The organism is Enterobacter sp. 2VL (genome assembly GCF_005503595.1).
In the GTDB taxonomy this organism is placed as follows: Bacteria; Pseudomonadota; Gammaproteobacteria; order Enterobacterales; family Enterobacteriaceae; genus Enterobacter; species Enterobacter cancerogenus.
The window spans coordinates 708,973-720,808 of record NZ_SCNE01000002.1; the positions used below are offsets into that span (position 1 = coordinate 708,973).

General features: G+C 56.4%; 12 protein-coding genes. 4 read left to right on the plus strand and 8 right to left on the minus strand.

The genetic code is table 11. The features are described 5' to 3' along the window. Positions 1-19 precede the first annotated feature (19 nt). The gene (dxs, locus tag FFS28_RS07750) at positions 20-1,882 is read left to right on the plus strand and encodes a 1-deoxy-D-xylulose-5-phosphate synthase (protein ID WP_137849217.1); all 1,863 of its coding nucleotides are present in this window, start codon (positions 20-22) and stop codon (positions 1,880-1,882) included. A gap of 64 nt (positions 1,883-1,946) precedes the next feature. Then, positions 1,947-2,921 (plus strand): aldo/keto reductase, encoded by a 975-nt coding sequence (locus FFS28_RS07755; protein ID WP_042320800.1) that lies wholly within the window; start codon positions 1,947-1,949, stop codon positions 2,919-2,921. A 104-nt stretch (positions 2,922-3,025) separates the two neighbouring features. Here FFS28_RS07755 and thiL read toward each other — a convergent pair whose 3' ends face one another. The 5 genes from thiL to nrdR form a co-directional block, all read right to left on the minus strand. After that, positions 3,026-3,997, minus strand: coding sequence for a thiamine-phosphate kinase (gene thiL, locus FFS28_RS07760; RefSeq protein WP_006176876.1), 972 nt, complete (start codon positions 3,995-3,997; stop codon positions 3,026-3,028). Between the two features lie 77 nt (positions 3,998-4,074). Beyond that, positions 4,075-4,494 carry a transcription antitermination factor NusB gene (gene nusB, locus FFS28_RS07765; protein WP_014882759.1) on the minus strand — a complete coding sequence of 140 codons (420 nt, stop codon included), beginning with the start codon at positions 4,492-4,494 and terminating at the stop codon, positions 4,075-4,077. 21 nt (positions 4,495-4,515) lie between these two features. Then, positions 4,516-4,986, minus strand: coding sequence for a 6,7-dimethyl-8-ribityllumazine synthase (gene ribH, locus FFS28_RS07770; protein ID WP_006176874.1), 471 nt, complete (start codon positions 4,984-4,986; stop codon positions 4,516-4,518). A gap of 87 nt (positions 4,987-5,073) precedes the next feature. After that, entirely contained in the window at positions 5,074-6,177 is a 1,104-nt protein-coding gene (gene ribD, locus FFS28_RS07775; protein WP_006176873.1) for a bifunctional diaminohydroxyphosphoribosylaminopyrimidine deaminase/5-amino-6-(5-phosphoribosylamino)uracil reductase RibD, read from the minus strand. A 4-nt stretch (positions 6,178-6,181) separates the two neighbouring features. Next, positions 6,182-6,631 (minus strand): transcriptional regulator NrdR, encoded by a 450-nt coding sequence (gene nrdR, locus FFS28_RS07780; protein WP_006176872.1) that lies wholly within the window; start codon positions 6,629-6,631, stop codon positions 6,182-6,184. Between the two features lie 153 nt (positions 6,632-6,784). On the opposite strand from nrdR, the gene FFS28_RS07785 reads away from it, so the two are divergent. Beyond that, on the plus strand, positions 6,785-7,324 hold the full coding sequence (locus FFS28_RS07785) for a SadB/YajI family lipoprotein (RefSeq protein ID WP_006176871.1): 540 nt from the start codon (positions 6,785-6,787) through the stop codon (positions 7,322-7,324). Between the two features lie 268 nt (positions 7,325-7,592). After that, the gene (locus FFS28_RS07790) at positions 7,593-8,477 is read left to right on the plus strand and encodes a nucleoside-specific channel-forming protein Tsx (protein ID WP_042321399.1); all 885 of its coding nucleotides are present in this window, start codon (positions 7,593-7,595) and stop codon (positions 8,475-8,477) included. A gap of 161 nt (positions 8,478-8,638) precedes the next feature. Here the strand turns inward: FFS28_RS07790 and secF are convergent, their stop codons facing one another. Genes secF through yajC form a run of 3 tightly spaced genes read right to left on the minus strand, consistent with a single transcriptional unit; the run spans position 8,639 to position 11,828 of the window. Beyond that, the gene (secF, locus tag FFS28_RS07795; protein WP_006176868.1) at positions 8,639-9,610 is read right to left on the minus strand and encodes a protein translocase subunit SecF; all 972 of its coding nucleotides are present in this window, start codon (positions 9,608-9,610) and stop codon (positions 8,639-8,641) included. 10 nt (positions 9,611-9,620) lie between these two features. Continuing rightward, positions 9,621-11,468 carry a protein translocase subunit SecD gene (gene secD, locus FFS28_RS07800; protein WP_042320791.1) on the minus strand — a complete coding sequence of 616 codons (1,848 nt, stop codon included), beginning with the start codon at positions 11,466-11,468 and terminating at the stop codon, positions 9,621-9,623. A gap of 27 nt (positions 11,469-11,495) precedes the next feature. Continuing rightward, positions 11,496-11,828: a preprotein translocase subunit YajC gene (gene yajC / locus FFS28_RS07805; RefSeq protein ID WP_137849218.1), complete on the minus strand. Its 333-nt coding sequence runs from the start codon at positions 11,826-11,828 to the stop codon at positions 11,496-11,498. Positions 11,829-11,836 lie beyond the last annotated feature (8 nt).

The window sequence follows — 11,836 nt, forward strand, 5'->3', positions numbered from 1 at the left end:
CTATCTCGATGAGCCTTTGATGAGTTTTGATATTGCCAAATACCCGACACTGGCGTTAGTGGACTCCACCCAGGAGCTGCGTCTGCTGCCGAAAGAGAACCTGCCGAAGCTGTGCGACGAACTGCGTCGCTACCTGCTCGACAGCGTCAGCCGCTCCAGCGGCCATTTCGCCTCCGGGCTTGGCACGGTTGAACTGACCGTGGCGCTGCACTACGTCTATAACACGCCGTTCGATCAGCTGATCTGGGACGTGGGACACCAGGCATATCCGCACAAAATTCTGACCGGACGTCGCGATAAAATTGGCACCATTCGTCAGAAAGGCGGCCTGCACCCGTTCCCGTGGCGCGGTGAGAGCGAGTATGACGTGCTGAGTGTCGGCCACTCGTCCACGTCGATTTCTGCCGGAATCGGGATTGCCGTTGCTGCCGAAAAAGAGAACAAACAGCGTCGCACCGTCTGCGTTATTGGCGACGGCGCGATCACCGCGGGCATGGCCTTTGAGGCGATGAACCACGCGGGTGATATCAAGCCAGACATGCTGGTTATCCTTAATGATAACGAAATGTCGATCTCCGAGAACGTCGGCGCGCTGAATAACCATCTGGCGCAGCTGCTCTCCGGCAAGCTCTACTCCACCCTGCGGGAAGGCGGCAAAAAGGTCTTCTCCGGCGTGCCGCCAATCAAAGAGCTGCTCAAGCGTACGGAAGAACATATCAAAGGCATGGTTGTGCCGGGCACGCTGTTTGAAGAGCTGGGCTTTAACTATATCGGCCCGGTCGACGGCCACGACGTGCTGGGACTTGTGACCACGCTCAAGAACATGCGTGACCTCAAAGGCCCGCAGTTCCTGCATATCATGACCAAAAAGGGACGCGGATACGAACCGGCGGAAAAAGATCCGATCACCTTCCACGCGGTACCGAAATTTGACCCGACCAGCGGCTGTCTGCCAAAAAGCAGCGGCGGCATGCCGAGCTACTCCAAAATCTTTGGCGACTGGCTGTGCGAAACCGCCGCGAAAGACAACAAGCTGATGGCCGTAACGCCTGCGATGCGTGAAGGCTCGGGTATGGTGGAGTTCTCCAAAAAATACCCTGACCAGTATTTCGACGTGGCGATTGCCGAGCAGCACGCGGTGACCTTCGCCGCCGGGCTGGCGATTGGCGGTTACAAGCCGATTGTGGCGATCTATTCCACCTTCCTGCAGCGCGCCTACGACCAGGTGATCCACGACGTGGCTATCCAGAAGCTGCCGGTGCTGTTTGCTATCGACCGTGCGGGCATCGTCGGTGCCGACGGTCAGACGCACCAGGGGGCGTTCGACCTGTCCTTCCTGCGCTGCATTCCTGACATGGTGATCATGACCCCGTCAGATGAAAACGAATGTCGTCAGATGCTGTTTACCGGCTACCACTATCAGGATGGCCCAAGTGCGGTTCGCTACCCGCGCGGCAACGCCGTGGGTGTCGAACTTAAGCCGCTGGAAAAACTGGCGATCGGCAAAGGCCTGGTCAAGCGTCGCGGTGAGAAAGTCGCCATCCTCAACTTCGGTACGCTGATGCCGGAAGCCGCTCAGGTCGCCGACACGCTGAACGCGACGCTCGTCGATATGCGCTTTGTGAAACCGCTCGACGAGGCGCTTATTCTTGAGATGGCCGCCAGCCACGAGATGCTGGTCACGCTGGAAGAAAACGCCATTATGGGCGGCGCGGGCAGCGGCGTGAACGAAGTATTGATGGCAAACCGTAAAGGGGTGCCGGTACTGAACCTCGGCCTGCCGGATCACTTTATTCCGCAGGGCACCCAGGACGAAGCCCGCGCAGCGATTGGCCTGGATGCCGCCGGTATCGAAGCCAAAATCCGCGCCTGGCTGGCGTAATCCCTCCCCTTTTCCGCTCCTGCTATGCTTAAACATCAGGTTTAAAAACAGCGGGAGTGGAACCATGCAATACACAACATTAGGAAAAACAGACCTCAAGGTTTCCCGACTTTGCCTGGGCTGCATGACGTTTGGCGAGCCTGACCGCGGGAATCACGCCTGGACGCTGCCAGAAGAGAGCAGCCGCCCCATCATCAAACGCGCCCTTGAGGGCGGCATTAACTTCTTTGACACCGCCAACAGCTACTCCGACGGCAGCAGCGAGGAGATCGTGGGCCGCGCCCTGCGCGATTTTGCCCGTCGTGATGAGGTCGTCGTTGCGACGAAGGTTTACCATCAGGTCGGCGATCTCGCCGAAGGGTTGTCCCGGGCGCAGATCCTGCGCTCCATCGATGACAGCCTGCGCCGCCTGAACATGGATCACGTCGACCTGCTGCAGATCCACCGCTGGGATTACAACACGCCCATCGAAGAGACGCTGGAGGCCCTGAATGATGTGGTCAACGCGGGCAAAGCGCGTTACATCGGCGCGTCGTCGATGCATGCGTCGCAGTTTGCCCAGGCGCTGGATCTGCAGGCGCAGCACGGCTGGGCGCGATTTGTCTCAATGCAGGACCATTACAACCTGATCTATCGCGAAGAAGAGCGCGAGATGCTGCCCCTGTGCTATCAGGAAGGGGTGGCGGTGATCCCGTGGAGCCCGCTGGCGCGGGGACGCTTAACCCGCCCGTGGGGGGAAACGACAGCCCGCTCGGTATCGGATGCGTTCGGTAAAACGCTGTATGAAAATACGGAAAGCAGCGACGCCGTGATTGCGGAGCGCCTGGCGGGCATTGCAGATGACACCGGCGCAACGCGCGCGCAGGTGGCGCTGGCATGGCTGCTGAGCAAACGTGGCGTTGCGGCACCGATTATCGGCACCTCGCGCGAGGAGCAGCTGGACGAACTGCTGAACGCGGTAGACATCACGCTGACGCCAGAACAGATTGCCGAGCTTGAGACGCCGTACGAGCAGCATCCGGTGGTAGGGTTTAAATAAACAAAAGCCGGGTGGCGGCTACGCCTTACCCGGCCTACAAAATCATATGCTCGCGTAGGCCGGGTAAGGCGTAGCCGCCACCCGGCAACACGGAGCGTACAAAATCACCCGAAGTGATCGTACCCTTTCCAGTCGAGCGTGACCGGCGCGCCATCCCGGACAAATTGCAGTCCTTCGCTTTCCGGCATAATCTGCCCGATGCAGGTAAACCGCGCGCCCAGGTGCCCTAACGCAACGTCCAGCGTCCCGCGGTTCAGTTCCGGAACGGTAAAGCACAGCTCGTAATCTTCACCACCGGACAGCGCCCAGCGCAACGCCTGCTCAGGCTCTGTGTGACGCAGGAGCTGTTCTGACAGCGGGAAAAGGTCGAGATCGACACGCGCACCCACGCCGCTGGCCTTGAGGACATGACCGAGATCGGAGATCAGGCCATCAGACAGATCGATAGCCGAACTGGCGCGATCGCGCAGCGCCTGGCCGTGCAGAATACGCGGCGTTGGGCGCAGATGGCGTTTGACCAGATACGCCGCATCGTCTTTATCTTCAACGGTTAAACGGTCCTGAAGGATAGCCAGCCCTGCGGCGCTATCTCCCGGCGTACCGGTAACGTAAATCCAGTCGCCCGGTTTGGCCCCGGAACGCTTCAGGGCCCGCCCAGCGGGAACATAGCCGTGGATCGCCAGGGTCATCGACAGCGGCCCGGCCGTGGTGTCTCCCCCGATCAACTGCATATCGTAATAGTTGAGCTGATCAAACAGCGCATCGCTAAAGGCTTCAAGCCAGGCTTCATCGACATTCGGCAGGGTTAAGGCCAGCGTCAGCCACGCGGGATCGGCCCCCATCGCCGCCAGATCGCTGACGTTAACCGCCAGCGCTTTATACGCCAGGTCAGCAGGATCGATATCGGGAAGGAAATGACGTCCGCAGACTAAGGTGTCGGTGCTGATAGCCAGCGTCTGTTTTTCAGGAATATTGAGAAGTGCACAGTCATCGCCAATGCCAGTTTCAACATCAAGACGAGAGGTTCTGACACGGTCGAAATAACGGGCAATCAGGGAGAATTCGCCGCATGCCATACGTTATGCCTCAGCAAATAAAAGAAAAAACCGGAGCCGCACTGCCGGTGAGGCAGTGCAAGACTCCGGTTTGCGGATCACTTTTTGTGGGGACGGATCGCAGGTGCGGCTTTATCCAGCACGCCGTTAACAAACTTGTGGCTGTCTTCAGCGCCGAAGGTTTTCGCCAGTTCGATCGCTTCGTTGATGGCCACTTTGTACGGCACATCATCACGTTTGGACAGCTCGAACAGCGCGATACGCAACACTGCTTTTTCAACCTGACCCAGCTCTTCAAGAAGACGGGACAGGTATGGCTTCATCAGGCCATCGAGATACGCGCTATTAGTCGCCACTCCCGACAGCAGTTCACGGAAGTACAGAACATCGACGTCTTTCACGTCCTGTTCTGACAGGAACTGGTACTCAACATCGGCGATGTCGTTGTGGGACAACTGCCAGGAGTAAAGTGCCTGAACGGCACATTCACGGGCGCGGCGACGAGCAGCAGGTTTCACGGAATTCCCCTTACAAAAAAATCAGGCCTTAATGGCTTTCAATACGTTGATCATTTCAAGCGCGGTCAGTGCAGCTTCTGCACCTTTGTTACCGGCCTTGGTGCCAGCGCGTTCGATGGCTTGTTCAATACTTTCGGTGGTCAGCACGCCAAACGCGACAGGAATTTCAGCGTCCTGGGCGACGTGTGCCAGACCATTGCTTGCACCGCCCGCTACGTATTCGAAGTGCGCAGTGCCGCCACGAATAACTGTACCCAGGGCAATCACCGCGTCGTATTTACCGGTTTTCGCCAACGCGCCCGCTGCCAGTGGCAGTTCGTAAGCACCTGGAACCCAAACAACGGTAATGTTGTCATCTTTTACCTGGCCGATACGTTTCAGGGCGTCAATTGCACCTTCCAGCAGGCTGTCGTTGATGAAGTTGTTGAAACGCGCAATGGTGATGGCGACGCGAGCGTCCGGGGTAGCTACAGCAGCTTCAATAATGTTCATACTCTTCCTTTACGGGTTCATTTGGCCCCGCAGGGGGGCGGATTTTATCATAATACTTTGCATACTGCTTCCCTATTTCGGGAGCAATTATGCTGTCGTTAAGTGCAGGCAAACATCCGGGCCTACCGGACGGATCTCGCTGAATTTGAGTTGCGGTGCATCGGCCAGTTTTTCAAGGCCAGGCAGCACAAACAGGCCGCGCGCGTCGTTGCCCAACAGCACAGGGGCCACGTAAACAATCAGCTCGTCCACCAGCCCCGCCTGCAACAGCGCACCGGCCAGCGTCGGTCCTGCTTCAACCCAGATGCTATTCACCTGCTGCTTGCCCAGCAGCATCATCAGCACCACTAAATCAAGATGGCCGTTGTGTTCCGGCACCATAATGCTGCGCACGCCTTCCGGCCATTGACGCGAATCGTCTTTGGTGCGGGCAAACAGCGTTTCACCGGGCTGGTGCACGATACGGTGTTCAGGCGTAACGCGGTTCTGGCTATCAATCACAATGCGCAGAGGCTGGCGCAGGTTTTCCTGCGGGTAAAGCGCCTGGGTATCGGCGTTCAGTTCGTCCCAGCGCACGGTCATCGCCGGATCGTCGGCCAGCACCGTTTCACTGCTGGTGAGGATAGCATGGCTTTGCGCGCGCAGACGTTGCACATCGCGCCTTGCCTGCGGCGAGGTGATCCACTGACTTTCACCGTTGGCCATCGCCGTGCGGCCGTCCAGAGACGCGCCCAGCTTAAGCTGAATATAGGGAAACCCGGTTCGCATACGCTTCAGGAAGCCTTTGTTGAGGGCTTCCGCATCCTGCATCATCAGGCCGTGGCTAACGTCGATCCCTTCCTGCTGCAAGCGGTACAGCCCGCGCCCGGCCACCTGCGGATTCGGATCCTGCATAGACGCGACAACGCGCGAGACACCTGCCGCTATCAGCGCTTCACAGCACGGCGGCGTGCGCCCGTGGTGGCTGCACGGCTCCAGCGTCACGTAGGCGGTTGCCCCCCGCGCCTTTTCGCCGGCCATCCGCAGCGCGTGGACCTCGGCATGCGGCTCACCCGCGCGGTAGTGGAACCCTTCGCCGACGATCTCGCCGTCTTTCACGATAACGCACCCGACGTTCGGATTAGGATGGGTGGTAAAACGCCCGCGCTGCGCCAGCTTCATGGCTCGCGCCATGTAAATCTCATCCTGCATGCGTTTAATCCTGTAAGCGGGCGATCTCTTCGCCAAACTCTTTGATATCTTCGAAACTGCGGTAGACCGAGGCAAAGCGGATATAGGCAACTTTATCGAGCTTTTTAAGCTGCTCCATCACCAGGTTGCCAATCATTTTGCTTGGCACCTCGCGCTCCCCTAACCCACGAAGATGCGATTTAATGTGGTTTAACGCCATTTCGACGTCATCTGCACTGACGGGCCGTTTTTCCAGCGCTTTTAGCATCCCGCTGCGCAGCTTCTCTTCATTGAACGGCTCGCGGACATCGTTGCTTTTGACCACGCGCGGCATCACCAGTTCGGCCACCTCAAAGGTGGTGAAACGCTCGTTGCACACCAGACACTGCCGACGGCGGCGTACGGAGGACCCTTCGCCCACCAGGCGAGAGTCGATGACTTTGGTATCCACAGCGGAGCAGAATGGGCAATGCATACGGTATCCCTGTTATCTGGTTAACTGAGTTTCATTTTACCCTGATCTGGCCCGACAACAAAGGAAGAGCTTTTTGAGACAAAGGATCTATGCCTGACGACAGGATGCTGGCTACCATTACACGCATCCGTTATTTCAAGGGAAATAAACGCAATGACAAGACGTTACCTAAGAATTCTCCTGGTGGGAAGCCTGTTCACCCTTAGCGCATGCGCACAGCAAACTGAAGTCCGCGAGATGAAACAAAGCGTGAATACGCTTAACACGGCGATGGACAAACTGAATAAAGAAACCGTGAAAATCACGCAGCAAAACGCGCTGAATGCAAAATCCGCCAGCGGTGTGTATCTTCTGCCCGGCGCCAATACGCCTGCGCGCCTGAACAGCCAGATCGGCATGCTGAAAATGTCGCTGGTTAACCTCGCGCCGAACGCCGAAGGCACGCGCGCCACGCTGCGTATTCAGGGCGAATCCAACGATCCGCTGCCGGCGTTTAGCGGCACCGTAGAGTGGGGCCAGATCCAGGGCACCACGGAAAGTTTCCAGGAGGTGAACGTGAAGAATCAGCTGATCACGGCCCCTGCCAGCACGCTCGCGCCGAGCGATGTTGATATCCCGGTTCAGCTGAACGGCCTCACGCCGGACCAGTTAGGCTTTGTTCGCATCCACGACATCCAGCCCGCCGCGCAATAATCCTCCCCTTTAGCGGAGTACGCTGTTACTCCGCTAACATTTACACGCTGAAAACATTGGCAACATAAATGGTTGTCGATACAATCCCCGCCGTTTAAAGTACGCAAACGTGAACGCAATCGATTACGTATGTGAGAGAACTGTGAAACAACACGTATTTTTGTGAGCAGGGATTCCTATAATAGGCTCCGCAGAAACACGAAATATTTAGAAACGCAATTCGCGCATTTTTCACTCCCGGAAGGGAATTTCAATCAGTGGCATGATTATGAAAAAAACATTACTCGCAGCCGGTGCAGCGCTGGCATTGTCCTCCTCTTTCACTGTTAACGCAGCGGAAAATAACAAACCAGAATATGTTTCCGACTGGTGGCATCAGAGCGTTAACGTGGTGGGCAGCTATCACACCCGTTTTGGACCGCAGATCCGCAACGATACCTACCTGGAATACGAAGCGTTCGCTAAAAAAGACTGGTTTGATTTCTACGGCTATATGGATGCGCCGGTCTTCTTCGGCGGTAACACCGACGCGAAAGGTATCTGGAACCACGGTTCTCCGCTGTTCATGGAAATCGAACCACGCTTCTCCATTGATAAGCTGACCGGCACCAGCCTGGCGTTTGGTCCGTTTAAAGAGTGGTACTTCGCAAACAACTACATCTACGACATGGGCCGCAACGCCTCCGGTCGTCAGAGCACCTGGTACATGGGTCTGGGTACGGACATTGAAACCGGCCTGCCAATGAGCCTGTCCATGAACGTCTACGCGAAATACCAGTGGCAGAACTACGGTGCAGCGAACGAGAACGAGTGGGACGGCTACCGTTTCAAAGTGAAATACTTTGTGCCACTGACCCAGCTGTGGGGCGGTAACCTGAGCTACATCGGCTTCACCAACTTTGACTGGGGTTCAGACCTGGGCGATAACGACTTCCGCGACCTGAATGGCCGTAAAGCGCGCACCAACGACTCCATCGCCTCCAGCCACATTCTGGCGCTGAACTACGATCACTGGCACTACTCTGTTGTGGCGCGTTACTGGCACAACGGTGGTCAGTGGAACGATGACGCCAGCCTGAACTTCGGCAACGGCGACTTCAGCGTGCGTTCTACCGGCTGGGGTGGTTACCTGGTGGTGGGTTACAACTTCTAATCTTTGCGGGATTCGCCCGGTGGCGCTGCGCTTACCGGGCCTGGGATCCGAAATTGTGCGGGCTGATGCCCTCATCCCTACCCTCTCCCACGGGAGAGGGTGCAAAGACAAAAAAAATCCCGGTCAACAGACCGGGATTTTTTTATGCGAAAGACGCTGTCTTACGGCAGAATTGACGGCTGATCCGCCCCTTCTTTTTCGACCTTCTGCTGGAGCAGATGCTCACGCTTCATGCCGAGTTTCAGTGCCAGCGCGGACGCTACATAGATGGACGACGCCGTACCGATAGAGACACCAATCAGCATGGTCAGCGAGAAGCCTTCCAGTACCGGGCCACCGAAGAGATACAGCATCAGGATAACCATCAAGGTGGTACCGGATGTGATCAAGGTACGGTGCAGCGTCTGGGTCAACGACACGTTAAAGATTTCGTACGGCGTACCGCGACGGATCTTACGGAAGTTTTCACGGATACGGTCAGATACCACGATACTGTCGTTCAGTGAGTAACCGATAACGGACATCAGGGATGCCACAATCGTCAGGTCAATCTCAATATGGAACAGTGACAATACGCCCATGGTGATCACCACGTCGTGCGCCAGGGCGATAACCACGCCTGCCGCCAGTCGCCACTCAAAGCGGAAACCAACGTAAATCAGGATGGAGATCAGCGCCACCATCAGTGCCATCGCACCGGTTTGCGCCAGGTCCGCACCCACGCTTGGGCCGACGAACTCAATACGCTTAACCGTCGCATTCTGGCTGGTCGTTTCGTTAATGACGTGAACGACCTTGCTACCCAGCTCCTGGCTGCCGTTGGCATCGTGCACCGGCGGCATACGCACCATGATGTCGCGGCTGCTGCCGAAGTTCTGCAGCAGCGGCTCTTCGAAGCCCGCTTTCTGCAGCGATTCGCGCATCTGGTCCATATCGACCGGTTTTTCCAGGGTGATTTCAATCACCGTACCACCGGTGAAATCGAGACCCCAGTTAAAGCCTTTCACACCCATAATGGCGATGGAGAGAATCAGGAGAAAACCTGAAATCCCGAAGGCCCAGTAGTCCCAGCGCATAAAGTCCCAGACTTTACGGCCATGGTTCAATTGTTCAACAGTATATTCCTGTGCCACAACGCACTCCTCAGATAGACAGCTTTTTGACGCGCTTGCCGCCATACAGCAGGTTCACGATGGCACGGGTGCCGACAATAGCGGTAAACATTGACGTTGCAACACCGATACCGGTCGTAATTGCAAAGCCTTTGATAGCGCCAGTCCCCACTGCATACAGGATAAGAACCTTAATCAGTGTTGTTACGTTCGCATCGAAGATGGAGCTGAACGCCCCTTTATAGCCTTCTTCAATCGCCTGCTGCACAGAACGACCGTTGCTCAGCTCTTCTTTGATACGTTCGTTTATCAGTACGTTCGCATCGACCGCCACCGCAAGGGTTAAGACGATACCCGCAATCCCCGGCATGGTCAGCGTTGCCCCCGGCAGCAGAGACATGATACCGATGATCAGCACCAGGTTTGCCACAAGCGCGGAGGTCGCAATCAGACCAAACTTCTTGTAGAAGAAGATCATGAAGAGAATAGAGACCACCAGACCGGCCAGACAGGCTTCCAGACCCTGTTTGATGTTCTGCATACCCAGGGTTGGACCAATGGTACGTTCTTCAACAATCTGGATTGGCGCAATCAGCGCACCGGCACGCAGCAGCAGAGAGAGCTGACGCGCTTCGTTCGGGTTGTTGATACCGGTAATACGGAAGCTGTTACCCAGACGAGACTGGATGTTGGCGATGTTAATCACCTCTTCCTCTTTCACCAGCACAGAGCGACCGTTAGCGTCTTTCTTACCGCTGTCTTTGTACTCCACGAACAGGGTTGCCATCGGTTTGCCGATGTTGTCCTTGGTGAAGTTAGACATGATGTTACCACCCGCGCTATCAAGCGAGATGTTAACCTGCGGCTGGTTGTATTCGTCCTGGCTGGAAGTGGAGTCGGTGATATGGTCACCGGTCAGGATCACGCGTTTGTACAGCACAACGGGCTGGCCTTCGCGAGTCTGTTTCACTTCGGAGTCGCCCGGCACACGGCCAGAAGCGGCAGCCGACTGATCGACGTTGGTATTCACCAGGCGGAATTCCAGGGTTGCGGTTGCACCCAGAATCTCTTTCGCACGCGCGGTATCCTGGATACCCGGCAGTTCTACCACGATACGGTCAGCACCCTGACGCTGTACCAGCGGCTCGGCCACGCCCAGCTGGTTTACACGGTTACGCAGAATGTTGATGTTCTGCTGAACAGCGTATTCACGGGCTTCACTCAGACGCGCATCGGTCATAACCGCACGCAGCTGGTTGCTGCCCTGAGAGGTGATCACCAGATCGCGGTGGCGTTGGGTCAAGTAAGTCACAGCCTGATCGCGTGCCGCGCCGTCGCGGAACGTGATGCTCAAGCCGTAGTTATCTTCTTTACGCACGGTCGTGTAGGCGATGCCTTTTTCACGCAGATCGCTGCGCAGGCTGTCAATATTCTGTTCCTGCAGCTTGCCAAGGGCAGTGTCCATATCCACTTCCATCAGGAAGTGAACGCCACCACGCAGGTCAAGACCGAGTTTCATTGGCTCTGCGTTCAGCGCAGCCAGCCAACGTGGGGTTGCAGGAGCAAGGTTAAGCGCCACGACATATTTATCACCCAGCACGCCCATCAGCGCTTCACGGGCGCGGAGCTGCGTGTCGGTGGTGTCGAAGCGAGCAAGAATTGCGCCCTCTTCCAGTGCCACAGACTTAGCGGTAATTTTTTCTTCTTGTAACGTTTTCTGGACCTGGATCAGCGTTTGCTCACTGGCGGCGACACCGCGCGCGCCAGTGATTTGAACGGCCGGATCCTCACCATACAGGTTGGGAAGCGCGTACAGCAGGCCGACGATAATCACGACGACCAGCATGATGTACTTCCACAAAGGATAACGGTTTAACACGGCAGTTCCCTTTGGGAAAAGTTGGGATTACAGCGCCTTCATGGTGCCTTTCGGCAGAACGGCAGCTACGAAGTCACGTTTGATAACCACTTCAGTGGTGTCGTTCAGGGCGATAGCAATATAGCCGCTTTCAGCTACTTTGGTTACGCGACCGACCAGGCCACCGTTGGTCAGCACTTCATCGCCTTTCGCGATGGAGTTCATCAGGTTTTTGTGCTCTTTGGTGCGTTTCTGCTGTGGACGCAGGATCATGAAGTAGAAGATCAGACCGAACACAACCAGCATCAGAATCAGAGACATTGGGCTGCCCTGTGATGGCGCGCCAATTGCTGCTACCGCATCAGAAATAAAAAAGCTCATTCAAATTC